Below are 24,138 nucleotides of genomic sequence, written 5' to 3'. Positions count from 1 at the left end.
CCGGCGGCGCTCCGGCGGCCTTTAACGTCTTCGGCGTCCGGGAATTCCGGATGGGGATTTTCCGAAACACTCTCACATTATTTGCGGAAAGGGAATCCATGCGTCCGTACGTCAAGGTCGCCGCATTGGCCGGGGCCGCGCTCACCGTGGCGCTCCTGCCGGCCACCGCCGCACAGGCGGCTCCGGCGCCCGCTTCGGGCAGTGATCCGATCATTACCTGCGAATCCGGCTACCACGGCTGGATGCGCCGGGCAGGGAAGGACGCGATCTGCCTCAAGCCGGGCACGCGCACCTGGGACGTCAAGGTGTTCGAATGCGCCGGGGATCTGACGGTGCATTTCAAGAACGGCCAGAAGGCCTATTGCGGGGGAAACATGAAGATCGGCCTCGATCTGGCCGTCCAGTCCAATGTCGTCAAGACCGTTGTGGGGAACCGATGAAGAAGAAGCTGTTCGCCGTCGTCCCGGTCGCGCTGGCAGGCACCCTGCTGATGGCACCGTCCGCTTCGGCGGCGTCGAAGGTCTGTGAGGGCGGGCCGCTGATGGGCGGGAAGACGAAGGTCGTCGAGGTGAGCGCGGGGCAGAGCATCGACATCACCGTGCACAACCACGACTACCGGGGAATGCTCGTCCAGATCATCGACGACGTCTTCGACAAGGGCCTCTGGAGCGGGGCGATCGCGCCGGGCAAGGAGCGCACGGTCAAGCACGGCGTGCTCGGGGAACCGCCGGTGTATCACAAGATCCGGTTCGAGGTGACGTCCAACCTGTCGAACAACTACACGTACCGGATCTCTTCGGACCGCTGCTACTGATGCGTTTCGTCCTCTGGATGCGGTAGTTGCAGCGGGATTCAGGGTTTGAGGAGGCCGCGGACGGTGTCGATGGTGTCGGCGTCGGCGGCCTCCTTGTCCGGCCGGTACCGCACGACCCGCGCGAAGCGCAGCGCCAGCCCGCCCGGATACCGCGTGCTCACCTGGGCCCCGTCGAGTTCGATCTCGACGACGAGCTCCGGCCGTACGTGGACCACCCAGTCCGTGCGGTGGGTCTCGATCTCCTGGAACGTCTTCGTCTGCCAGGCCAGCAGCTCGTCGGTCATCCCCTTGAACGTCTTGCCGACCATGATCGGCGGCCCGCCGTCGGGGTCGCGGGCGCCGAGGTGCAGGTTCGACAGGGTGCCGGTGCGCCTGCCGTGCCCCCATTCCGCGGCGAGGACGACCAGGTCGATCGTGTGCACCGGTTTCACCTTGAGCCACGCGCGCCCGCGGCGGCCCGCCGCGTACGGCGACGCGAGGTCCTTGACCATCACGCCTTCGTGCCCGGCGGCCATCGCCGCCTCCAGCACCGCCTCGGCCGAGGCGGGCGCGATCTCGCCAGGGATGACGTGCTCGCCCGCGACCTTCCGCAGGGCGACGTTGCGCTCGGCCAGCGGAGCGTCCAGCAGGTCGACGCCGTCGAGGTGCAGGCAGTCGAAGAAGTACGGCCGCAGCAACAGCGCCTTGACCTGCTCGTCGCGGGTGCTGCCGAACCGGCTCATCGTCTCCTGGAACGGCCTCGGCCTGCCCTCGTCGGTCAGCGCCAGCGTCTCACCGTCGAGCACCACCGACGTGCAGGGCAGGGAGCGCACCAGATCGACCAGCTCGCCGACGCTGCCGGTGATCTCCCGCAGCGTCCGTGTGTAGACGTGCACCTCGTCGCCTTCGCGGTGGACCTGGATCCGCGCACCGTCCATTTTGTACTCGACGAGCGCCTCGGTGTGCTCGGTGATCGCCTCGTCCAGCGACTCCGCCGGGGAGGCCAGCATCGGCCGGATCGGCCTGCCCAAGGCCAGTTTGAACTCCGCCAGCCGCTCCTGGCCGCCTGTCATCGCGGCCAGGCCCGTCACCGGGAGCTGACCGGACAGCATGAACGCCCGCCGCACGTCCTCGGCCGGGATCTCGGACGCCGCCGCGATGGCGTCCACCATGATCCCTTCGAGCGCGCCCTGCCGCAGCTCGCCGGTGAGCAGCCGGATCAGGAAGTCCTGCTCGTCCTTGGTCATCTTGCCGAACAAGGCCCGCAACGTCTCCGCGCGCAGCTTCACCGAACCCGAACCCGACGCCGCCCCCACCGTGCCGAGGGCCGTGTCGACCTCGGCCACGGTCAGCGACGGCTCGGCGGCCGGGGCCGTCTTCAGTTCGGCCAGTGTCCGCCAGCCGGCGCCGATGCGGCCCTGCGTCGGCTGGCCGGTGAGGAACGCGACGACCGCGGGCAGCTCCAGCTCGCCCGCGGCGCGCAGGACCGCGGCCAGGGTGGCGATCTTCGCCTTCCTGGACCTCGTGGCGGCCAGCTCGGCCGACGCGGTCACCACCTCGGTGAGCAACATGGATCCATCATGGACCCGGACACCGACAGTTTCGCGCCGAGCGGGCTCAGGCGCGGACTCGGCTCAGGCGTGCGCGGGATCGGCGACCCAGCTGGCGAGCAGCCGGAGCGCGCGTTCGCTGTCGGAGCCGGGTTCGGCGGTGTAGATCACCAGGGCCTGGTCCGGATCGGCGGGCAACCGCAGCGTCTCGTAGCGCAGCCGGAGTTCACCCACGATCGGGTTGATCATCACCTTCCACGCATGCGCCTTCTCGCGCACGGTGTGCTTCGCCCACAGCTTCCGGAACTCCTCGCTGCCGAGGGAGAGTTCGCCGACAAGCTGGGCGAAGTACGGGTCGTCCGGATATCTCCCGCTCTCGGAGCGCAGGTTCGCCACGATCTCCTTCGCGACGGTTTCCCACTCCGGGTGCAGCGCGCGAGCCTCCTCGTCGAGGAAGAAGATCTTCGGGACGTTGCGCTCACCCGCCGGCCGCGCGGCGAAGTCGATGGAGAGCGAGCCGCCCAGGGCATTCCAGGCGAGTACGTCTCCGTAACGGCCGAGGACGATCGCCGGGGACTGGATGGCGTTCAGCATCAGCTGCAGTTCGGGGCGGATCCGCTGCGCTTTCGGGCGTGCGACGCGCCTGCGTTTCGGGGCGGCCAGATTGCGCAGGTACGCCTCCTCGTCGCGATGCAGCCGCAGCGCGCGGCTCAGCGAATCGAGGACGGAGTCGGACACGTTGCGCGCCCGGCCCTGCTCCAGCCGCGTGTAGTAGTCGACGCTGATCCCGGCCAGCTGCGCCAGCTCCTCGCGGCGCAGCCCGGCGACCCGCCGCTGGTTGAACCCCGTCGGCAGGCCGAGGTCCGCGGGGTCCAGCGCGGCCCTGCGTGCCTTGAGGAAGTCGCCCAGTTCGGCCGTCTCGGTCATGGTGCCGAGTATCCCGGATCGATGGGGGTGCGTGCCTGGTCCTGACAGACCCAGGCTGATGACGGGGCCCGGCCGGTGGCGGCCGAGGCGTGTCGCGAAAGCCACTTTCGCGACGTCTGATGTCCCGAAAGTGGCTTTCGCGACGTGGCCGTGGCGGCTGAGCGGGGCGCGGCGGCGTCTTAGAGCTACCCCGGAACGCAGTGCCCACAAAGGACAAGGTGCGCCGACTGAACGTCCGGTTTACGGCGTTATGTCCGGTTCTCGCGAGGGTCGTGAGCGGCAAAGAGGGTTAGAACGATCCTTGTCACTCGCGACCGTCGCTCGAAACGCCCAATTCGGACACTGTTGTCTTTTGTGGACAGTTGCGGGTACGTCAGGCTTCGCGGGTCGGCTCGTTATGGCCCTGTCCATCCAGCAAGATATGGCTCTTCGCTATGGACCATAAAGCGGCCATCGTGAAGACATGGACAACGAACGAAGAGCCATGACGATCGGCGTACTGGGGGTGCTGATCGTCGGCGCGTCCGTCCCGGTGACCGGGATGCTCGACGCCTACCCGGTGATCACCGGGCAGGCGCTGCGGTACGCGCTGGCGGGACTCCTCCTCCTGGCGTGGGCGCGGCTGAGCGGGCGCCCGCTGCCGTTGCCGGGCGCGCGCGACATCCCGTCGCTGATCGCCCTCGCGGCGACCGGGATGGTCGGGTTCCAGGCCTGTCTGCTGTTCGCGCAGCGCTACGCCGAACCCGGTCTGGTCGCCGCGTTCCTCGGCGGCACGCCGCTCGTGCTCGCGCTGGCGGGCCCGCTGGCCAAGGGGAAGCGGCCTTCGCTCGCGCCGGTGGCCGGGGCGGTGCTCGCCGGCCTCGGGATCGCCGTGCTGTCGGGCGGCGGTGCGGCGCGCTGGCAAGGACTGGTGCTCGCGGCGCTCGCGATGGTGTGCGAAGCGCTCTTCACGCTGCTCGCCGTCGGCGTGCTCGAGAGGCTCGGACCGTTGGCGACCGCGACCTGGGGCTGTTTCGCCGCGGGCGCGGGCGGCGCGGTCGTCGGGACGGTCATCGACCCGTCCGGCGCCTGGAGGTGGCCGGACGGGCGTGAGCTGATCGCGATCGGCTACCTGACGGTCGTCGTCACCGCGATCGCGTTCCTGCTCTGGTATTCGGCGGTTTCGGTACTGGGCGCGGACCGGGCCGGGGTACTGGTCGGGCTGATGCCGGTCTCCGGCCTCGCCGTCTCGCTCCTGCTCGGCATGCAGGATTTCCGCTTCTCCCAGGTGATCGGGGTCGCGCTGGTGTCCTCAGGCGTCGCGATCGGCCTGCGCCGTCGCAAGCTCGGCGAGCCTGGCGCACTTGACGTCGAAGTGCTTGACGACGTCGCCGCCGATGATCGCGACCATGACCGAACGCAGCGGCCCGCCCATGGTGACCTTCTGGACGAATTCCGTCCCGCCGTCGACCTCGGTCAGGCTCAGCACGAGATCCATGACGCCCAGGGGAATCGGCTGGCGAAGGGCGATCTCGCGGTCCTCGATCAAGGACGTGATCGTGAACGGCTCGGCGACGCGTGAGTGCACGCGGCCGCGGAATCCGTTCGGTACGAGGAAACCGGTCGATCCTGTCTCGGCGGGGCCGTGCAGCTCGACGCCGACGAGGTCGGGATCCCAGTCTGGCCACCGGGTGAAGTCGGCCAGCGGGGCCCAGAGCGCGGACGGCGGGCAGGGGAGGATTTCGCGGGACGTTCTGGTCCAGGTCATACCCGGACGATATACGGAACTGTCAGTCTCGTAAACTGTGGGCATGGCGCGAGGCAGGCCGAGGGAAGAAGGAATCGACGACGCGGTCCGCGAGGCCGTGCGGGCGTTGCTGACCGAAACCGGTTACCAGCGCTGCACGATCGACGCGGTCGCGGCGCGGGCGGGGGTCGGCAAGGCCGCGGTGTACCGGCGGTGGCGGTCGAAGGCGGAGCTCGTGTTCGCCGCGGTGATCCATCCCGTCGAGCTCGAACCGCCGTCGGACACTGGCTCGCTGCGGGGTGACGTGGCGGCGGTCCTCGCGGTGATCCAGTCCTCTTTGGACGGTGCGGAACTCCGGCAGGCACTGCCATCGCTGCTCGCCGACGTCCGGGCGGATCCGGCGCTGGAAACGCGGTTCGGCGAGGTGTTCCTCGGCCGTGAACGCGGGTATCTGGTCCAGATGCTGGATCGGGCCGTCGCGAGAGGGGAACTCTCGCGACGGCCCGATCCGGCTCTCGTGCACGCGCTTCTGCTCGGCCCGGTGCTGACGTGGCTGCACCTGTTCACCGAGACGCCGCCTTCAGGTGGGCTGGCGGCTTCGCTCGCCTCACCGCTTCATGCGGCTGTGGTCGCCCTCGGCGCTTAGCGGCCTCCGCGCGCCATGCGGAGGACGTCGAGAGCTTCGTCCAGCTGAGCTTCGGTGAGCTTGCCGTTCGCGACGTGACCGCGTTCGATCACGACCTCGCGGATCGTCTTCAGCTCCTTGAGCGCCTGCTTCGCGATGGCGGCGGCCTCCTCATAGCCGATGTACTTGTTGAGCGGCGTCACGATCGACGGCGAACCTTCGGCGTACTCGCGCGCGCGGTCGGCGTTCACCGTCACGCCCGCGAACACCTTGTCCGCCAGCAGCCGAGAGACGGCCGCGAGCAGCCGCGCCGATTCGAGCACGTTGCGCGCGATCACCGGCAGGTTCACGTTGAGCTGGAAATTGCCCGCAGCGCCGGCGAAGGCCACCGCCGCGTCGTTGCCGATCACCTGGGCGACCACCTGCAGCGTCGCCTCCGGGATCACCGGGTTCACCTTGCCCGGCATGATCGACGAACCCGGCTGGAGATCCGGCAGCGCCAGTTCGGCGAGGCCGGTGCGCGGGCCGGAACCCAGCCAGCGCAGGTCGTTCGCGATCTTGTTCAGCGACACCGCGACCGTGCGCAGATGCCCGGACGTCTCGACGACGCTGTCCTGCGTCGCCTGCGCCTCGAAGTGGTCGCGTGCCTCGGTCAGCGGGAGGCCGGTCACCGAAGCCAGCTCCTGCGAGACCGCAGCGCCGAAACCTTCGGGCGCGTTCAGCCCGGAACCGACCGCGGTCCCGCCGATCGGCAGTTCACCGAGCCGCGGCAGTCCCGACTTCAGCCGCTCGACCCCGAACCGGACCTGCGACGCCCACGCCCCCGCCTCCTGGCCGAAGGTGATCGGCACCGCGTCCATCAGGTGCGTGCGGCCGGACTTCACGATGTCCGCCCATTCCCCCGCCCGCGTCTCGATGGCGTCGGCCAGATACTCCAGAGCGGGGATCACATCCGAGAGCACTGCTTCCGTCGCGGCGACGTGGATCGTCGTCGGGAAGGTGTCGTTCGAGGACTGCGAGGCGTTGACGTGGTCGTTCGGGTGCACGTCGCGGCCCAGCGCCTTCGACGCGAGCGTGGCGATGACCTCGTTGGCGTTCATGTTCGACGAGGTCCCGGAACCGGTCTGGAACACGTCGATCGGGAAATGCGCGTCGTGCTTGCCTTCGGCGACCTCGTTCGCGGCCTTCGCGATGGCCTCGGCGACCTCGGCGTCCAGCACGCCGAGCCGCGCGTTGACCCGCGCCGCGGCGGCCTTCAGGAGGCCGAGCGCGCGGATCTGGGCGCGCTCCAGGCCCCGGCCGGAGATCGGGAAGTTCTCGACGGCGCGCTGCGTCTGCGCGCGGTAGAGGGCGTCGACGGGGACGCGCACCTCGCCCATGGTGTCGTGTTCGATCCGGTATTCCTGTTCAGCCATACCCCAAGTCTCGCGCAGGGCCTCCCGGCGCGCTCCGTGTCTTTCGGCACGCGAGGGCTAGGATCGAATGTGTTCTCGATCACGCCGCCCACCACCGGCCGGGAGAGTGCCGAATGAGCGAGTCCGCTGGGGAAACGTCGTACGACCTCGTCATCATCGGGGCCGGTCCGACGGGTCTGTTCGCCGCCTACTACGCGGGATTCCGCGGCCTTTCGATGGCCGTCGTGGATTCACTGCCGGAGGCGGGCGGACAGGTCACCGCGATGTACCCGGAAAAGATGATCTACGACGTCGGCGGGTTCGCCGAGGTCCGCGGCCGCGATCTGGTGCGGGGCCTGCTCGAACAGGCGGCGCCGTTCGAACCGGCGTATCTGCTCGGGCGCAAGGCCGAGAAACTCGAAAGCGTCGAGGGCGGCATCACCGTCACCCTCGACGGCGGGCAGGTCCTGCGCGCCGGCGCCGTGCTGATCACCGCCGGGATCGGCGAGTTCACCCCGCGGCCGCTGCCCGCCGGCGACGGCTGGCTCGGGCGCGGCATGGTCCATTTCGTGCCCTCGCTGAAAGTGCACGAAGGGCAGCACGTGGTCGTCGTCGGCGGCGGGGACTCGGCGTTCGACTGGGTGCTCGCGCTGCACCCGGTCGCCGCGAGCGTCACCCTCGTGCACCGGCGCGCGAAGTTCCGCGCGGCCGAGTCGATCGTGCGGCAGGCGCGGGAGCTGGGCGTCCGGATCGTCACCGACGCCGAGGTCACCCGGTTCCTCGACCGCGACGGCACGCTGGCGGAGGTCGAGATCCAGGTCAAGGGCGCCGAACCCGAGATCCTGCGCGCCGACACGGTCGTCGCCGCGCTCGGTTTCACCGCGGATCTCGGGCCGATCGAAAGCTGGGGACTCCAGATCGACCACCGCGCGATCGCCGTCGACTCGACCATGGCGACGCCGCGGGAGCGGGTCTACGCGGCGGGCGACGTCGCGGCGTATCCGGGGAAGGTGAAGCTGATCGCGACCGGATTCGGCGAAGCGGCGACGGCGGTGAACAACATCGCGGTCATGCTGGACCCGGACGCGCATCTGTTCCCCGGGCACTCGAGCAACGCCGAGTAACGTCACGCCGCGGGCGGCGTGATCTTCTCCGCGATCCACTGCGCGTACGCCACCACCGAAGTCGCGATCGACGGCGAAGTCGCGCACACCGGGTCGGCGTTGCCCGGACGGCTGATGGTGCCCAGCAGCACCCACTTCTCGTCGACCTTGGCGATCTCCGGCCCGCCGGAATCGCCGTAGCACGAACCGGTGTTCCCGCCCGGGTTGTCGGTGCACAACTCGACGGCACCGTCGAACTTGGCGGTGCAGCGCACGCCTTCGACGATCTTCGTGTCCAGCTGCTGCAACTTCGCCGGACCCTTGCCACAGCCCGAAGTCGGGCACGTCTGGCCCCAGCCGAGCAACCGCGTCGGCGTGCCGGGCGCCACGACGGCGCCGATCGCGATCGGCGCCGCCTTCACCGGGGCGGCCAGCCGCACCAGCGCGAGATCGCCGCCCGCGTGCTCGGGCTCGGGGTTGTAGGACGGGTTCACGACGATCTCGGCGAGCTTCGCGATCTCACCGCCCTGGGTGTTGTCGGTGCTGCCGATCCGGGCGCTCAGGTTCGCCGGGTTCTTGCCCTCGACACAGTGCCCGGCCGTCACCAGCCAGTCCGCCGCGATCAGCGTCCCGGCGCAGAAAGCCTTACCGGAGGCCGAATGCAGGGACGCGATGAACGGATACGGCTCGTCGGCCTCTCTGCCGCCGACGAGGTCACCCGCGCCCGTGGCCTGCCCGGCCGGCGTGAGGAGCATCACCGCGAGCAGGACCACGAGCACGCGCTTGAGCACGGTTTCTCCTTAGGGGAGCGGGGGAACTACGTCGTCTTCCAGCGAATCGTCGAGGTGGCCGTCGAAGTTGACGGACGAGTACGAGCGGAGCTTGGTCAGCCGGTGGTAGCCGTCGATCATCCGGACCGTGCCGGACTTCGAGCGCATCACGATCGACTGGGTCGTCGCGCCGCCCGCGCGGTAGTGCACGCCGCGCAGCAGGTCGCCGTCGGTGACGCCGGTGGCGCAGAAGAACACGTTGTCACCGCGGACGAGGTCGTCGTTGCCGAGCACGCGGTCGAGGTCGTGGCCCGCGGCCAGTGCCTTCTCGCGCTCCGCGTCGTCCTTCGGCCACAGGCGGCCCTGCAGTTCGCCGCCGAGGCACTTCATCGCGCAGGCCGCGATGATGCCTTCGGGGGTGCCGCCGATACCGAGCAGCATGTCGACGCCGGTGCTCGGCCGGGCCGCGGCGATCGCGCCCGCGACGTCGCCGTCGGAGATGAAGCGGATCCGGGCGCCAGCCTCGCGGACCTCCTTGATCAGCTTTTCGTGCCGCGGCCGGTCGAGGATGCAGACGGTGACGTCGGAGACGCTGGAGTTCTTGGCCTTCGCGACCCGGCGGATGTTCTCCGCGATCGGGGCGGCCAGGTCGACCTTGCCCGCGGCGTCCGGGCCGACGGCGAGCTTCTCCATGTAGAACACCGCGGACGGGTCGAACATGGCGCCGCGTTCGGCGACCGCGAGCACGGCGAGCGCGTTCGGCATGCCCTTGGCCATCAGGGTCGTGCCGTCGACCGGGTCGACCGCGACGTCGCAGTCCGGCCCGTCGCCGTTGCCGACCTCTTCCCCGTTGAACAGCATCGGGGCTTCGTCCTTCTCGCCCTCGCCGATGACGACGACACCGCGCATCGACACGGTCGAGACCAGCTGGCGCATCGCGTCCACCGCGGCACCGTCCCCGCCGATCTTGTCCCCGCGCCCGACCCAGCGGCCCGCGGCCATCGCGGCGGCTTCGGTCACGCGGACCAATTCCATCGCGAGGTTGCGGTCGGGGGCTTCGGGGCGTCGAGAAGAGCTGGCGGACGAGGTGGGGGTGGGCATGCGGCCTCCCGGGTCAGGAACTCGGCGGGGTCCCAGTCTCTCAGATACCCACGGCGGTTCGGTGGCACAGGAGCATGGTGAACGTCACTGACCGTCGCCGGTCTCGTCCTCGACGGACGAAAGCGCCGCCTCGATCCGCTCGCGCGCGCCCTCGAGGTGGTGCTCGCAGACCTTCGCCAGCTGCTCGCCCTTCTCCCACAGGGCGAGCGACTGTTCCAGGGACAGCCCGCCCGCTTCGAGCTCGCGGACGACCTCGACGAGCCTGTCGCGGGCCTGTTCGTAGCCGAGTTCGGCAGTCTCGCCACCGGGTTTGCTCACGCTGTGCTTCCTTCTACCGGACGTCGGTGCTTGCCGATACCCGCGCACACTACCGCGCCGGCCATGGCGTTGTCGTAACCCACGAAGGCGAGAGCGAACTCCTGACCGTCACCCTCCGCGATCGCCGCGACCAGGTTCTCCTGGGCCCGCGCCACCCGTTTGCGGTGCATCGTGCCGTCCGCGAACCACCATCGGGTGCCGACGTGCTCGGCCGTCGCTTCGGAGAGCTTGCGCAGCTGGGCGTCGAGGCCGCGCTTGGTAGCGAAGTCGCATCCGGCCAGCAGCACCGTCCAGCACTCGCCGGCCGCGCGGTCGGTCAGCAACGCGTTGCGCAGCACCTCGGGCGCGTCGGCACGTCTCGCGGCGTCGATGGTCAAAGGCAGGAAAGTCGCCGTCAACGCTCCTCCTCCGGCGTACCCGACACGACGGCGCCGAGCGCGCCGTCGACCACGCGGACGCGCAGTTTCGCGCCGTCCGCGACTTCGGAGACGGACCGGAGTACCTGGAGGTTGCCTTCCGCGTCGGTGTACTGCACCACGGCGTAGCCGCGTTCGAGGGTCGCCGCCGGGCCGAGCGCGGTCAGCCGCGCGCGGGCGCTGGCGATCTCGGCCTGGTCCTTCGCGAGCAGGGTCAGCATCGCGCGCCGCCCGCGTTCACGGTGGATCTCGACGTCGTCCGAGCGCCGCTGGATCGGGCCGAGCGGGTCGGCGAGCACGGGACGGCTGCGCATCTGGTTCAGGAGCCTGACCTGGGTGTCCACCCAGCCGTGCAGCGCCCGGCGGCCGCGATCGCGCATCTGGCGGACGCGCTGGGTCTCCTCGCGCACGTCGGGCACGATCCGCTTGCTGGCGTCGGTCGGCGTCGAGCAGCGGAGATCGGCGACGTGGTCGAGCAGCGGGGTGTCGGGCTCGTGCCCGATGGCGCTGACCACCGGAGTCCCAGCGGCGGACACGGCGCGGCACAGCGCCTCGTCGGAGAACGGCAACAGGTCTTCCACGCTGCCGCCGCCGCGGGCGATCACGATGACGTCGACGTCCGGATCACGGTCCAATTTGGACAGTGCCTGGAGGATCTGCGGGACGGCGAGCGAACCCTGCACGGCGGTGTTGATCACCTTGAACGCGACATGCGGCCAGCGGGCCTGCGCGTTCACCAGCACGTCGCGTTCGGCGGCGGAGGCGCGGCCGGTGATCAGCCCGATCCCCTTGGGCAGGAAGGGGATCTTGCGTTTGCGTTCGGGCGCGAACAAGCCCTCGGCGGCCAGCAGCCGCCGCAGCCGCTCGATCCGCGCCAGCAGCTCGCCGATGCCGACCGCGCGGATCTCGTTGGCGCGCAGGCTCAGCGAACCGCGGTTCATGAAGAACGTCGGCTTCGCGTGCACCACGACGCTCGCGCCCTCGCGCAGCGGCGGTTCGATCGTGCGCAGCAACCCCATCGGGCAGGTCACCGACATCGAGACGTCCGCGGACGGGTCACGCAGCGTCAGGAAGGCGGTGTTGGTGCCTTGGCGGGCCGAGATCTGCGTGACCTGGCCTTCGACCCAGACCGCGCCGAGCCGGTTGATCCACTCGCCGACCTTGCGGGCGACCGTGCGGACCGGCCACGGGTTTTCGGCGGTGGTGGAGGGGCCCGCCGTCGCGGAGGTGGGTTCGGCGCTCACTGGCCTTCCGCGCTGTCGCCGTCGCCGTCGGCCTTCTTCACGTTGCCGATGCGCCGCGCGAGCATGCCGACGAACGAAGCCCTGTCGGCGTTCGCCTTTTCGTAGGTCAGCAGCTCTTCCAGCTGCGCGAGGTCGAACCGGCGCAGGCGGGCGCGCAGCTGCGGCAGGGTGAGCGTGTCGTAGTCGTCCAGCCCGGCGGGGCCGGAGGTGACGGGCGCGCTCGCGTTGCCGGCCGCGCTGTCGAACTCGCCGTCGGCGTGGTCCTCGGCGAGTGCGCGCTCCTCCTCGGCCCACGGGTCCTCGGTGAGGGCTTCGAGATCGTGCAGGCGCCCGTTCGTCTCGGCGCGCGGCTCGGGGACCGCGGCGTCCTCCCGGAGCGGGACGACGCACGAGTCACGTTCGTACCGGCGTTCACCCAGGTCGGGCGGGAGATCTTCGTCGAAGGTGGCCCAGCTGGGCGTGTCCTCGACCGGGCGGAGGCCCGACAGGGCGTCGTCGCCCTTGATCGCGAGCTCGGTGACGTGCTGCTGGACGCGCATGGAGAACTGGAGTACCTGGCTGACCACCGTGACGGGGAGCCCGGTGAGCTGCTTGGGAAGTTCGCGAACCCGCTCGGCGGTGGTGACGGCGAGGCCCGCGGCGACCCGGAGGGGGAGCGGGAGAGGCTTCATGCGTCTAGCCTGCCGTATCCGGGCCATCCTGCCCAACCGAACGGGTGTGTCGGCTCACCGGACGTGACTCCACGCACATCCTTTGGAGGGGATCCCTGGTCACCTGAACGTGAGTGCGAGGAGCCCCCGGGGCAGCCCGTACCCTGGGGGCATGAGTTCTGCGAGTCCCGGAATCACGCCCGCCGGCAGTCCGACGATCACCGAGTCCGGTGTGCCGGCAGGTGGCAAACGTGTCCTGCTCGCCAAGCCACGCGGCTACTGCGCCGGTGTCGACCGCGCGGTCATCGCCGTCGAGAAGGCACTCGAGCTCTACGGCGCACCGGTGTACGTGCGCAAGGAGATCGTGCACAACCGGCACGTCGTGGACACCCTGCGCGAACGCGGCGTGATCTTCGTCGACGAGACCTCCGAGGTGCCGGAAGGCGCGCTGGTGGTGTTCTCCGCGCACGGCGTCTCGCCCGCGGTCCACGCCGAGGCCGCCGAGCGCAACCTGCGGACCATCGACGCGACCTGCCCGCTCGTGACGAAGGTGCACAAGGAAGTCAACCGGTTCGCGAAGGACGACTACGACATCCTGCTGATCGGTCACGAAGGCCACGAAGAGGTCGAAGGCACGGCCGGCGAGGCGCCCGACAAGGTGCAGCTCGTCGACACCGCCGAAGACGTCGACAAGGTCGAGATCCGCGACCCGTCGAAGGTCATCTGGCTGTCGCAGACCACCCTTTCGGTCGACGAGACCATGGAGCGCGTCGATCAGCTGCGGGACAAGTTCCCCGGCTTGGCCGACCCGCCCAGTGACGACATCTGCTACGCCACCACGAACCGCCAGGTCGCGGTCAAGGCCATGGCCGCCGAGTGCGACCTGGTGCTGGTGGTCGGCTCGCAGAACTCGTCCAACTCGAAGCGGCTGGTCGAGGTCGCGCTGAAGGCGGGGGCGCGCGCGTCGCACCTGGTCGACTTCGCGCACGAAGTCGACGAAGCGTGGCTCGAAGGTGTCGAGACCGTCGGTGTCACCAGTGGTGCTTCGGTGCCGGAGGTGCTGGTCATGGACCTGCTGGCGTGGCTGGCCGAGCGCGGCTGGGACAGCGTCGACGAGGTCACCACGGCCAACGAGAAGATCGCGTTCGCGCTGCCGCACGAGCTGCGCAAGGCCGCGAAGGCCTGACGTTCCTCACGAGAAAGGGCCGTCCGAGGAAGTTCCTCGGACGGCCCTTTTCGCTGGTCAGCGGCTCAGGTGGGAGCAAAGGTCCCTTGCTTCACCGCTCGTCGTCCCACGGCCGGCGGCGAGGCGGCTGCCCTCCGCGGCGCGGATCGTCCGCGCGCGGCGGACGGCGGCGCGGGGCACCGGGGGCGCTTTCGCCGCGGGGGTCGCGACGGCGCGGTTCGCCGTCTTCCGGCGGACGCGGCCGCCGGGGCTGACGTCCGGGAGGCGGCGGTTTGCGGGCACCGGGCTCGGCGTCACGGCGGGGACGTCGCTCGTCGTCGACCGGCGGGCGGCGGCGGGGCGGCGCACCTTCACGCGGCGTGCTGTCTCGCGGAGCGCCGCGGCGGGACGGCGGGGGCGGGGTCTGGCCGGTACGGGACGCGGGACGGCCACGGCCCGGCGCGGCGGCCGCGGCGGGCCGGGCGGCGGGTTTGCCCTCGTCGCGACGTTCCGGTTTGGTACCCGGCTTCACCTTGACCGGAGCGTCGGGATCGCGCTCGCGGTAGATCCGGAAGACACCGATCGCCAAGGTGACACCGGTGGTGATGGCCATCGTCGGGAAGCCGTTGATCAGCGGCGTGCCGACGTCGAAGGCTCTCGACAGCAGGTCCGTGCCCTTACTGCCGTCCGAGGTCAGGAGGATGACTCCCGGGACGGTCACGGCGAGGACCAGGGGCGGCTGCACCATCGGGCCGAACAGCCCGCGGCGCTGGACGGCCACCACGGCGGCCACCGCGCCGAGCGCGTAGCAGGCCTTGAACAGCAGGCCCAGGTCCTTCTGCATCATCATGTCGACGAAGGCGCCAAGGATGGCGAGCCCGAAGCCCACCAGGACGGCCGCCCACCAGGGCAACCCGCGCCTGGCGCCGACGAGCGGACGCTCGTCCCAGGCAACGGGGACGTCGTCGGCATCAGGATCGCTCTGGCGATCGCGAATCGCGGTCACAGGTCCCACCGTATATCCAAGCTGCGGGCATACCGCCAACAGGCGGTGTGTCTATCGCCTGGTAGTGGTCATTCCGGACCACCCGGACGGACTGTCCGGATGCTTACCGGAAGTACTACGCGTGAGGGGCGGACAAGGTTGTCGGGCCCGGCGAAATGGAGCCTCCGATTCCGGAAGTCGCAGGTAGAGCGGTGCGGTTCGCATCCGGCTCGTGAGTGGTCAGGACGGTTAGAACCGTCCTGACCACTCACGAGCCTTGACCGCTCGATGCCCTTCATGTACTCGGCCAGGTGTGCAGGGCCTCCACGAGCCGCCGCATCAATCGCCGCCCAAGTAGGTAGCTAAGACACCGTTGGCCCTAGCCGTTCTAACCACTCACGAGGCCGGGCCACTGCGGGACCGCGCGTTTGCCCGGGCTGGCTACTCGACGTGCTTGGTGGGCGCTTGAGTGTTACCGCGGGTGAGGGGTGTGTGGAAATAGGGACGTTGAACGTCTCTATTTCCACACACCCTCTCGGACCACTCACGGCGGGACTGTGTGGGTTTCTGGTCATCCAACGCCCCAAAATCCACACAGTGGGGCGTCGCATGGCCGCTGACCTGCCCTGGCGGCTCCCCGCGACGGTGTCGCGAAAGCCACTTTCGGGACATCAGACGTCGCGAAAGCCACTTTCGCGACACGTCTTGGCCATGGGCACCCGGCGGCGCCGAACCGTCTGGGCCACTCACGAGGCCGGGAGTTCGTCCGCCTTCCTGATCAGCGGGACCGGCGCCGGGCTGCCGGCGGCGTCGGTCAGCGGCGAGACCGTGCTCCGGAAGCTTTCGAGCGCCTCCAGCTCCCGCCGCCGGGCCGAGATGAAGCGCTGCAGGTGGGTGCTCGACAGGTTCAGCGCGTCGACCGCGTTGCCCGCGGCCCGGTGCGCGGCCGCGGCACCCGCCCGGACCTGCTCGACGTCCTCGACCAGCGCCCGTTCGGTCGCGGCGAACAGCGCGGCCGAGGCCAGCACGGCGAACCCGGTCGGCCCGCAGAGGAAGACCCGCCGGTCCAGCATCCAGCGCAGCAGTTCCGGGTCGGTGTCGAGCGCGGCCACCACGGCCGCGTCGGACGGGACGAACATGATCGTCCCGTAGATCGCGTCGGCCCAGCGCTGGTAGCCCTTGCCCGCCAGCTCGGCCGCCCGCGACCGGAGCTGCCGGACGTGGACCCGCAGCGCGTCCAGCCGTTCTTCGGGGTCGTCGGTCTCGACGGCCTCGGCCCAGCACGCCATGCTCGCCTTCGCGTCCACCGGCACGGTCCGGCCGCCGCCGACCCTCAGCACCATGTCCGGTTTCGCGGCGCCGCCGCCCGCCAGGTCCGTTTGCAGCGTGAAGTGCAGCTCCTCGCGGAGACCGAGCGCGCGTGCGGTCTCCAGGAGCACCTGCTCGCCCAGCTCGCCCCGGCCGCTGATTGAAGCGAACGCGACCTCGTACCGGCGCAACGCGAGCTGCTGCTGATCCGCCTTCGCCCGCTCGGCCGCGACCTGTTTCGCCGCCGCGTCCGCCCGCCGCATGCCGTCGTTGTACAGCCGCCAAAGCAGCGCGACGGCCGCGAGCAGCAGCAACGCGAGCACGACGGCCGCGGTGGTGATCACCGTCGCCACCGGTACCTCCCCTCCGGATCCGAGTCGGAGGACATCATGGCGGAACCCACCGACAAAAACGGAACGGCGCGGTCGCGCTCCGTATCTGACCTGCGCCGTCCCCGGCGTGTCGGAAAGCGCAGTGCCGCCAAGGGCGCGCCTCCCCTGTCCGGCCGGTGCGCGGCCCTACCTTGGGCTGCGTGAAGCTCCTGCACACGTCCGACTGGCATATCGGCCGTACCTTCCACGGCGCCGATCTGCTCGCCGAGCAGGAAACCGTGCTCGGCCATCTCGCCGACCTCGTGGCCGCCGAGTCGGTCGACGTCGTGCTCGTGTCCGGGGACATCTACGACCGCGCGGTGCCCTCGGCGGAGGCCGTCCGCGTGGCCACGACCGCGCTGGGCAGGATCCGCCAGGCCGGGGCGAAACTGGTGATGACACCGGGCAACCACGACTCCGCGCCGCGGCTGGGCGCGTTCGCCGAGTTCGCCGCGGCGGGCGGGTTGCACCTGCGCGCCACGATCGACGGGCTCGCCGAGCCGGTGCTGCTTTCCGACGAGCACGGCGAGGTCGCCCTCTACGGGATCCCGTACCTCGAACCGGAGCCCGCGCGTCACGCCCTCGGCGTACCCGAGGTCCGTGGCCACACCGGCGTCCTCACCGAAGCGATGCGGCGGATCCGTGAGGATCTCGCCGGACGGCCCTCCGGAACGCGGTCGGTGGTGCTCGCGCACGCCTTCGTCACCGGCGGCGAGCCGACCGAATCCGAGCGGACCATCGCGGTCGGCGGCGTCGAGCAGGTGCCGGGTTCGGTGTTCGACGGCGTCGACTACGTCGCGCTCGGCCACCTGCACGGCCCGCAGACCCTCGCCGAGCACCTGCGCTATTCGGGCAGCCCGCTCGCGTACTCGTTTTCCGAGACGCGCCAACGGAAATCGGTCTGGCTGGTGGAGCTCGGCGCCGACGGGCTCGCCGAGGTCCGGCGGCACGAACTGCCGGTGCCGCGCCACCTCGCGATGCTGCGCGGCGAGCTGGCCGATCTCCTTTCGGACCCCGAGCACGACGGTCTCACCGAACACTTCCTTTCCTTCACGGTCACCGATCGCGTCCGCCCGATCGACGCCATGCGCAAGCTGCGTGAGCGGTTTCCGTACGCGGTGCACATGGACTGGCAGCCGGAAGGCGGGCACGACGGTGTCGCGCTGAAGTACGCCGAAGCCGTCCGCGGGCGATCCGACGTCGAGATCACCCGGAGTTTCCTCGAGGACTGCCGCGGATCCGCACCGTCGGAAAGCGAGGAGCGGCTGGTGCTGGCGGCGCTGGGCGCGGCGGGCAGGGAGCGCGAAGTATGAGGTTGCACCGGTTGGAGGTCGCCGCCTTCGGTCCGTACGCGGGCCGCGAGGTGGTGGACTTCGACGCGCTCGGCGCCGACGGGCTGTTCCTGCTCCACGGTGACACCGGCGCGGGGAAGACGACGCTGCTCGACGCGATCGCGTTCGCGTTGTTCGGCACCGTTCCGGGCGCGCGCGGCGAGGTCAAACGGCTGCGCTGCGACCTCGCCGAGCCCGACCAGGTCACCGAGGTCGTCCTCGAACTGACCGTGCAGGGCCAGCGGATGCGGATCGCGCGCAACCCCGAGTACCAGCGGCCGAAGCGCCGTGGCGAGGGCATGACCCTCCAGCAGGCGAAGGCGGTGCTGAGCTGGGTCGGCACGGTCCCCGCCGGGCACGTCGCCGAGGGCATCACGCGGATCGACGAGGTCGCGCGCACGGTCGAACGGCTCATCGGCATGACGCACGAGCAGTTCTTCCAGGTGGTCCTGCTGCCGCAGGGCGAATTCGCGCGGTTCCTGCGGGCGAGCACGGCCGAACGCGAGGAGCTGCTGGAGCGGCTGTTCGGCACCGAGCGCTTCTCCGACGTCGAGCACTGGTTCGCGAATCTGCGTGCCGAGCGCGGTCGCGAGTTGCACGCGCGGCAGCAGACGCTGCGGGAGTGGGTCGCGCGGTTCGCGCAGGTCGCGGGGCAGGAAGCGCCCGAGGAAGGGCAGGCGGAGTGGGCCGGGGAGGTGCTCGCCGAGTCGGCGCGGCGCGTCGCCGAGGCACAGGAGCGCGACACGAAGGCTCGCACGGCGGCCAAGAAGGCTGAAGCGGTCTGGCAGGAGAACCGGAGCATCGCCGAACGGATCCGCCGGGTGCGTACCGCCTACACGCGGCTGTCGGTGATCGCCGAGCAGGCGGGCCAGCGTGCGGAGTGGGCGGAAGAGGTCGAGGCGGCGCATCGCGCGGCGGGTGTCGTCGCGGAGGCTGATCTCCTCGAACGCAGGCTCGATCAGCTCGCGGAAGCCGAAGCCGCCGAGGCGCTCCGGGCTCAGGAAGTGCCGGACGCGGCGGAAAGTCCGGCCGCTGAGCTTCGCGCTCGCGCCGGTGGGTTACGGGAAGAAGCGGGCGCGCTCGCCGAACTCGTGGCGGAAAGCGAGCAGCAGCAAGAGGACCTGATCCGCCGCGAGCAGCTGAACGCCGTCGCCGAGAAGGCGAAGAAGCAGGCCGAGGACTTCGCCGCCGAGCTGGGTGCGGCACCGGAGCAGGTCGCGGCTTTGCGGGCCGAAGCGGCTGCTGCCGCCGAAGCCGAAGCGAAGCTCGACGGCGCCCGCGCTCGCGTCGACGAGCTGACCGCGCTGGCTCGCGACGCCGAAGAGGTGCCCAAGACACGTCAGGCCGTCGAGCGGGCGCGTGCGGCGGTCAGCGAGGCCGTGGACGGCCATCAGCAGGCCCGTCAGCACCGGCTGGACCTGCGGGAACGGCGTCTCGAAGGAATGGCGGCCGAACTCGCCGCCGGTCTCCACGACGGCGAGGATTGCCCGGTCTGCGGGTCGGCGGAGCATCCGTCGCCGGCGACGCACACCGGCGGTCTGGTCGATCCCGCGGACGAACGCCGCGCCGAGGCCGCGGAGCAGCAGGCGCACGCACGGCGCGAGAAGACGAAAGCCGCGTTGCAGGAAGCCGAAAACCGCCTGGCCGTTTTGATCGAGCGGTTGGGCGAGCACACCGCCGAGACACTGCGGGCCGGTCTCGCCGAAGCGCGCGACCTGGTCGCCACGCTGTCGGAAACGGCTCGTCGAAAGCCCGCTCTCGAGACGCGGCTCCTCGAACTGGAACGGAGGATCGAGCAGCTCACCGAACAGCGCGGGGCGGCCGAACGCCGCGCGGTCGAGGTCGCGACCGAAGTGCGCGGGCTGACCGAGCGGCTGGCCGAGCGCGAGCGTCGGTTGGAGACCGCGCGCGGCGATTTCGCCGACGTCGCCGCACGACGGCGTCATCTGCTCGGCTTCGCGACCCGCCTCGACGCGCTCGCCGAAGCGCGGCTGAACGTCGCGGGTGCCCGAGAGCGGCGTGACGAGCAAGCGAAACTGGTCAAGGAAGCGTTGCGGGCCAAGGGGTTCGCGGACCTCGACGAGATGCGCGCCGCGGCGCGTCCGGACGAGCAGATCACGAAACTGGAAGCCAGTCTCGCCGACGCCAAGGTGATGGAGCGGGCCGCCAAAGAGGAGCTCGCGCAGCCCGAGTTGTTCGGCATCTCGCCGGAGGACGAAATCGACGTCGGCGCTTCGGCGGACGCGGCGCAGGAGACCCGAGCCGAGGCAGAGCAGGCCTTCGCGGCATTGCGGACGGCGAAGACACGGCACACGGACCTGACCGCGCTGGCCGAGCGGATGACGTCCTTGATGACGGAGCTGGCGCCGGTCGAAGAGGGGTACCTCGAACTGAAGGCGCTGGCCGAAGTGGTCAACGGTCGTGGGCAGAACGCGCGCAAGATGTCGCTGCGCTCGTACGTCCTCGCCGCGCGGCTTGAAGAGGTCGCGGTCGCGGCGACCGCGCGTCTGCGGACGATGAGCCAGGGCCGCTACTCCTTCGTGCATTCCGACGCGGCCGGGGCGCGGGGCACCCGTGGCGGGCTCGGCCTCGACGTGCTCGACGACTACTCCGGCACCATCCGGCCCGCGAAGACGCTTTCCGGCGGCGAGTCCTTCCTCGCGTCACTCTCGCTGGCCCTGGGGCTCGCGGACGTCGTCGCGGCCGAAACCGGCGGAGCGCTGCTGGACACGCTGTTCATCGACGAGGGCTTCGGCACGCTGGACGCCGAAACGCTCGACATCGTCATGAACATCCTCGACGAGCTTCGCGCCGGCGGTCGCGTGGTCGGGCTGGTGTCGCACGTGGAGGAACTGCGGCAGCGGATCCCGACGCGGTTGCGGATCCGGAAGTCGCGTACGGGGTCTTCGGTGGAGATCCACGCTGCCTGACCGATTCCCTCGTGAGTGGTGAGGACGGTTCTAACCGTCCTTACCACTCACGAGGCGGTTCAGGCGGCTTCGTGCGTCAGCAGCCACTGCTTCGCCGGGACACCCCACCGGAAGTTCCCCACGCCGCCGCCGGTCCGCACCACCCGGTGGCACGGCACGAACAACGCCGCCGCGTTCTTCGCGCACGCCGACGCGGCCGCCCGCACCGCCGCCGGATTCCCCGCCAGCGCCGCGTACTCCGCGTAGCTCACCGGCTCGCCCGCCGGCACCTTCCGCAGGATTTCCCAAGCGTGCTCCCGGAAAGCGCCGGACCGCTGCCGCACCTCGACGTCGGCGACCGCGTCCAGGTCGCCGTCGTGGTAGCGGCGGATCGCGGTGCTCACCGGGCCGAGGTCGCGTCGCTGCTTCACTTCGCCAGGGGCCAGCGACGGCGAGATCAGCGGCGTCAGCTCGCCGACGTCACCGGTCCAGCCCGAGGCGAGCACGGCACCGTCACCCGCCACGACGGCGGTGAACGGGCCGATCCTGGTGTCCATTGTGGACCAATACGCGATGCTCATCATTCTCCCTTTTCGGCGCGCCACAGGTACATGCCGGCGTACGAGGACCAGGGCTGCCAGGCCCGTCCGCGTTCGGCCAGCGTCGTTTCGTCGTCCGCGATTCCCAGCGCGGCCGCTCCCCGGCGCAGCGCCGGATCACCGGTCAGCAGGACGTCCGGCGCGCCCAGCACGCGCATCAGGACGTAGTCCGCGGTCCCCGGCCCGATTCCGGGGAGATCCAGCAGCTCCGCCCGCAGCTCCAGGGGATCGCGGCCCACGTGGACCGCCACCCCGTCCGCCAGCGCGCGGGCCACCGCGGCCACCCGTTCCGGGCCGTGTTCGGCGACCTGGGCCGCCGTCGGGAACAGCGTGGTCAGCCCGTCGAGCGCCTCGTCGCAGCTGGGCAGGCGCTCGCCGAGTCCTTCGGCGAGCTCGGCCGCCTCGGCGGGGGAGAGCATCGCGCGCAGCACGAACTCGTCGCCGTCGACAGTGCCGGGCACCCGGATCCCGGGGATCGTCTCGACCAGCGGCGCGAGGGCGGGGTCGGCCCCGAGGACCCGCGCGACCGCCTCCGGGTCGGCGTCGAGGTCGAGCAGCCGCCGCACCCTGGCCACCGCGCTGCTCAGGTCGCGCAGGTCGGCGAGCCGCAGGTCGCAGCGGACGTGGTCGTCCTTCGCGGTCAGCCACACGACGCCGGTGCCGTGCGCGAGCCGCAGCGTGCGCCCGTATCCGGTCACTCCGGAATCGTCGCGCGTCACGTGCTCGACGCCGGGTACGGCCTGCTCGGCCAGGAAGTCCAGCACGCCGGCCGCGTCGAACGGCTTGCGGAACGGCAGCCGCAGGCTCAACCGCGTCCCGGTCGGCAACTCCTCGGCCCTGCGACGGCGCAGGCTCGCGGCGCGAAGCTGCGAAGGCGTCGTCGCGAAGACCTCCCGGATCGTCTCGTTGAACTGGCGGACGCTGGAGAAACCCGCGGCGAACGCGACGTCGGTCAGCGGGAGCCCGGACATCTCGATCAGCAGCCGCGCCGAGTGCGCCCGATGAGCCCTCGCCAGCGCCAGCGGTCCGGCGCCGAGTTCCGCGGTGAGGACGCGGCCGAGCTGCCGTTCGGAATAGCCGAGCCGCCGCGCGAGGCCCGGGACGCCGTCGCGTTCGACGGTCCCGTCCGAGATGAGCCGCATCGCCCGCGCGGCGAGGTCGGCCCGGATATCCCAATCGGGTGAGCCAGGCACGGCGTCGGGCAGGCAGCGGCGGCAGGCTCGGAAGCCGTTCGCCTGCGCGGCCGCCGACGTCGGGTAGAAGCGGACGTTCTGCTGCTTCGGCGTCGACGCGGGGCAGGACGGACGGCAGTAGATCCCGGTGGTGGCGACGGCCATGATGAACTGGCCGTCGAACCGGGAATCACGGGCGGCGACGGCGCGGTAACACCGTTCGGTGTCGCGCCACACGGCCCGTTCGGCCAAGGTCTGCTCGGTCATGACATCGATCGTGCCACCAGGTCGGGGGCGCGGCTGGCGGAAATCCGACACGGCGATCAAGGCCTCGGCGGATGGGGCGGCGGGCGGCACGTAGACTTCTGGCCCGTGAGTCTCACCCTCGGCATCGTCGGCCTGCCCAACGTCGGCAAGTCCACCCTGTTCAACGCGCTGACCCGCAACGACGTGCTCGCGGCGAACTACCCGTTCGCGACGATCGAGCCCAACGTCGGCGTCGTCCCCCTGCCGGATCCGCGGCTGGACAAGCTCGCCGGGATCTTCGGCTCCGAGCGGATCGTGCCCGCCGTCGTGTCCTTTGTGGACATCGCGGGCATCGTGAAGGGTGCCTCCGAGGGGGCGGGCCTCGGCAACAAGTTCCTCGCGAACATCCGCGAGGCCAACGCGATCTGCCAGGTCATCCGCGTGTTCGACGACCCGGACGTGATCCACGTCGACGGCCGGATCGACCCGGGCAGCGACATCGAGACGATCAACACCGAGCTGATCCTCGCCGACCTGCAGACCCTGGAGAAGGCGCTGCCGCGGCTGGAGAAGGAAGCGCGGACGAAGAAGGAGAACAAGCCCGCGCTCGACAACGCGGTCAAGGCCAAGGAAATCCTCGACGCCGGGCGGACGCTGTTCCAGGCGCAGAAGGAGGTCGACTTCGAGGCGCTGCGCGAGCTGAGCCTGCTCACCACGAAGCCGTTCCTCTACGTCTTCAACGCCGACGAAGGCATCCTCACCGATGAGTCGCGCCGCGAGGAGCTGGCCAAGCTGGTCGCCCCGGCCGACGCCGTGTTCCTCGACGCCAAGGTCGAAGCCGAACTGCTCGAACTGGACGACGAGGAGTCCGTGCGCGAGCTGCTGGAATCCGTCGGCCAGCACGAGCCCGGCCTGTACTCGCTGGCGCGCGCCGGCTTCCACACCCTCGGCCTCCAGACCTACCTGACCGCGGGCCCCAAGGAGTCGCGCGCCTGGACGATCCCGCAGGGCGCGACCGCCCCGCAGGCCGCGGGCGTCATCCACACCGACTTCGAGCGCGGCTTCATCAAGGCCGAGGTCGTCTCGTTCGACGACCTGGTCGAGAACGGCTCCATGGCCGCCGCCCGGTCCGCGGGCAAGGTGCGCATGGAGGGCAAGGACTACGTCATGGCGGACGGCGACGTGGTGGAGTTCCGCTTCAACGTCTAATCTCACCAAGAAGGCGTAACCGTGCAGGAAGCCCGCGAGGCTTCCTGCACGACGCCAAGCGTATTGAACAGGCCACCTCGATCTCCGAGCCAGACACTCAAATTGATACGGCCGATGCTGAACTCCAGGAGGTATCGGCTCTACTTCCGGCTCCGTACACCCGGTCTCGGTCAACGATCTCGACGCGGTTCGCGGTGCTGTTGCCGACGGCATCAGTGCCGACCTC

The 24,138-nt window shown here is 70.3% G+C and carries 22 protein-coding genes and 1 pseudogene; 9 read left to right on the top strand and 14 right to left on the bottom strand.

Features of this window, described 5'->3' with window-relative positions:
* The first annotated feature begins 98 nt into the window (after positions 1–98).
* Together H4W30_RS15460 and H4W30_RS15455 are read left to right on the top strand one after the other, a co-directional pair.
* Entirely contained in the window at positions 99–440 is a 342-nt protein-coding gene (locus H4W30_RS15460) for a hypothetical protein (protein ID WP_192743446.1), read from the top strand.
* Positions 437–814 carry a hypothetical protein gene (locus H4W30_RS15455; RefSeq protein WP_125791894.1) on the top strand — a complete coding sequence of 126 codons (378 nt, stop codon included), beginning with the start codon at positions 437–439 and terminating at the stop codon, positions 812–814. The genes H4W30_RS15460 and H4W30_RS15455 overlap by 4 nt, the downstream gene beginning before the upstream one ends.
* A gap of 38 nt (positions 815–852) precedes the next feature.
* Here H4W30_RS15455 and H4W30_RS15450 read toward each other — a convergent pair whose 3' ends face one another.
* Together H4W30_RS15450 and H4W30_RS15445 are read right to left on the bottom strand one after the other, a co-directional pair.
* The gene (locus H4W30_RS15450; RefSeq protein WP_192743445.1) at positions 853–2,364 is read right to left on the bottom strand and encodes an ATP-dependent DNA ligase; all 1,512 of its coding nucleotides are present in this window, start codon (positions 2,362–2,364) and stop codon (positions 853–855) included.
* A gap of 63 nt (positions 2,365–2,427) precedes the next feature.
* Complete coding sequence (locus tag H4W30_RS15445) at positions 2,428–3,270, bottom strand: helix-turn-helix transcriptional regulator (protein WP_192743444.1); 843 nt, start codon at positions 3,268–3,270, stop codon at positions 2,428–2,430.
* A gap of 463 nt (positions 3,271–3,733) precedes the next feature.
* Between H4W30_RS15445 and H4W30_RS15440 the strand changes: the two are divergent.
* Positions 3,734–4,564 (top strand): annotated as a pseudogene (locus tag H4W30_RS15440) (DMT family transporter); the annotation flags it as partial.
* Here H4W30_RS15440 and H4W30_RS44710 read toward each other — a convergent pair.
* Positions 4,562–5,017 (bottom strand): SRPBCC family protein, encoded by a 456-nt coding sequence (locus H4W30_RS44710; RefSeq protein WP_225949344.1) that lies wholly within the window; start codon positions 5,015–5,017, stop codon positions 4,562–4,564. The pseudogene H4W30_RS15440 and the gene H4W30_RS44710 overlap by 3 nt on opposite strands.
* 43 nt (positions 5,018–5,060) lie before the next feature.
* On the opposite strand from H4W30_RS44710, the gene H4W30_RS15435 reads away from it, so the two are divergent.
* Positions 5,061–5,642 carry a TetR/AcrR family transcriptional regulator gene (locus H4W30_RS15435; RefSeq protein ID WP_192743443.1) on the top strand — a complete coding sequence of 194 codons (582 nt, stop codon included), beginning with the start codon at positions 5,061–5,063 and terminating at the stop codon, positions 5,640–5,642.
* On the opposite strand, the gene H4W30_RS15430 is transcribed toward H4W30_RS15435, so the two are convergent.
* Positions 5,639–7,036: a class II fumarate hydratase gene (locus tag H4W30_RS15430; protein ID WP_192743442.1), complete on the bottom strand. Its 1,398-nt coding sequence runs from the start codon at positions 7,034–7,036 to the stop codon at positions 5,639–5,641. The genes H4W30_RS15435 and H4W30_RS15430 overlap by 4 nt on opposite strands.
* A 113-nt stretch (positions 7,037–7,149) precedes the next feature.
* Here H4W30_RS15430 and H4W30_RS15425 point away from each other — a divergent pair, with 113 nt between their 5' ends.
* Positions 7,150–8,139, top strand: a complete 990-nt coding sequence (locus tag H4W30_RS15425; protein WP_192743441.1) for an NAD(P)/FAD-dependent oxidoreductase — start codon at positions 7,150–7,152, stop codon at positions 8,137–8,139.
* 2 nt (positions 8,140–8,141) lie between these two features.
* Here the strand turns inward: H4W30_RS15425 and H4W30_RS15420 are convergent, their stop codons facing one another.
* The 6 genes from H4W30_RS15420 to H4W30_RS15395 form a co-directional block, all read right to left on the bottom strand.
* A complete protein-coding gene (locus tag H4W30_RS15420) occupies positions 8,142–8,909 on the bottom strand; it encodes a S1 family peptidase (RefSeq protein ID WP_192743440.1) in 768 nt (255 codons plus the stop codon).
* A 9-nt stretch (positions 8,910–8,918) separates the two neighbouring features.
* Positions 8,919–9,989, bottom strand: coding sequence for a class II fructose-bisphosphatase (glpX, locus tag H4W30_RS15415; RefSeq protein WP_034305363.1), 1,071 nt, complete (start codon positions 9,987–9,989; stop codon positions 8,919–8,921).
* Positions 9,990–10,073: 84 nt separating this feature from the next.
* Positions 10,074–10,307: an exodeoxyribonuclease VII small subunit gene (locus H4W30_RS15410; RefSeq protein WP_192743439.1), complete on the bottom strand. Its 234-nt coding sequence runs from the start codon at positions 10,305–10,307 to the stop codon at positions 10,074–10,076.
* Positions 10,304–10,705 (bottom strand): hypothetical protein, encoded by a 402-nt coding sequence (locus H4W30_RS15405; protein WP_192743438.1) that lies wholly within the window; start codon positions 10,703–10,705, stop codon positions 10,304–10,306. Before H4W30_RS15405 ends, H4W30_RS15410 begins: the two co-directional genes overlap by 4 nt.
* A complete protein-coding gene (gene xseA / locus H4W30_RS15400) occupies positions 10,702–11,967 on the bottom strand; it encodes an exodeoxyribonuclease VII large subunit (RefSeq protein ID WP_192743437.1) in 1,266 nt (421 codons plus the stop codon). The genes H4W30_RS15405 and xseA overlap by 4 nt, the downstream gene beginning before the upstream one ends.
* Positions 11,964–12,638, bottom strand: a complete 675-nt coding sequence (locus tag H4W30_RS15395; RefSeq protein ID WP_192743436.1) for a lipid droplet-associated protein — start codon at positions 12,636–12,638, stop codon at positions 11,964–11,966. Before H4W30_RS15395 ends, xseA begins: the two co-directional genes overlap by 4 nt.
* A gap of 151 nt (positions 12,639–12,789) precedes the next feature.
* On the opposite strand from H4W30_RS15395, the gene H4W30_RS15390 reads away from it, so the two are divergent.
* Positions 12,790–13,803, top strand: coding sequence for a 4-hydroxy-3-methylbut-2-enyl diphosphate reductase (locus H4W30_RS15390; RefSeq protein ID WP_192743435.1), 1,014 nt, complete (start codon positions 12,790–12,792; stop codon positions 13,801–13,803).
* Between the two features lie 91 nt (positions 13,804–13,894).
* Here H4W30_RS15390 and H4W30_RS15385 read toward each other — a convergent pair whose 3' ends face one another.
* A complete protein-coding gene (locus tag H4W30_RS15385; RefSeq protein WP_192743434.1) occupies positions 13,895–14,788 on the bottom strand; it encodes a DUF6542 domain-containing protein in 894 nt (297 codons plus the stop codon).
* Between the two features lie 725 nt (positions 14,789–15,513).
* Complete coding sequence (gene rmuC, locus H4W30_RS15380; RefSeq protein WP_016337155.1) at positions 15,514–16,428, bottom strand: DNA recombination protein RmuC; 915 nt, start codon at positions 16,426–16,428, stop codon at positions 15,514–15,516.
* Positions 16,429–16,607: 179 nt separating this feature from the next.
* On the opposite strand from rmuC, the gene H4W30_RS15375 reads away from it, so the two are divergent.
* Both H4W30_RS15375 and H4W30_RS15370 read left to right on the top strand, forming a co-directional pair.
* Positions 16,608–17,759, top strand: coding sequence for an exonuclease SbcCD subunit D (locus H4W30_RS15375; RefSeq protein WP_192743433.1), 1,152 nt, complete (start codon positions 16,608–16,610; stop codon positions 17,757–17,759).
* On the top strand, positions 17,756–20,707 hold the full coding sequence (locus tag H4W30_RS15370) for an AAA family ATPase (RefSeq protein WP_192743432.1): 2,952 nt from the start codon (positions 17,756–17,758) through the stop codon (positions 20,705–20,707). The genes H4W30_RS15375 and H4W30_RS15370 overlap by 4 nt, the downstream gene beginning before the upstream one ends.
* Before the next feature lie 59 nt (positions 20,708–20,766).
* Here H4W30_RS15370 and H4W30_RS15365 read toward each other — a convergent pair whose 3' ends face one another.
* Complete coding sequence (locus tag H4W30_RS15365; protein ID WP_126737447.1) at positions 20,767–21,267, bottom strand: methylated-DNA--[protein]-cysteine S-methyltransferase; 501 nt, start codon at positions 21,265–21,267, stop codon at positions 20,767–20,769.
* A complete protein-coding gene (locus tag H4W30_RS15360) occupies positions 21,267–22,724 on the bottom strand; it encodes a DNA-3-methyladenine glycosylase 2 family protein (protein WP_192743431.1) in 1,458 nt (485 codons plus the stop codon). Before H4W30_RS15360 ends, H4W30_RS15365 begins: the two co-directional genes overlap by 1 nt.
* Positions 22,725–22,829: 105 nt before the next feature.
* On the opposite strand from H4W30_RS15360, the gene ychF reads away from it, so the two are divergent.
* Positions 22,830–23,912, top strand: coding sequence for a redox-regulated ATPase YchF (gene ychF, locus H4W30_RS15355; protein ID WP_126737449.1), 1,083 nt, complete (start codon positions 22,830–22,832; stop codon positions 23,910–23,912).
* Positions 23,913–24,138 lie beyond the last annotated feature (226 nt).

This window comes from Amycolatopsis roodepoortensis, from assembly GCF_014873915.1.
GTDB classification, from domain to species: domain Bacteria; phylum Actinomycetota; class Actinomycetes; order Mycobacteriales; family Pseudonocardiaceae; genus Amycolatopsis; species Amycolatopsis roodepoortensis.
This window is presented reverse-complemented; position numbering and strand designations above follow the sequence as displayed.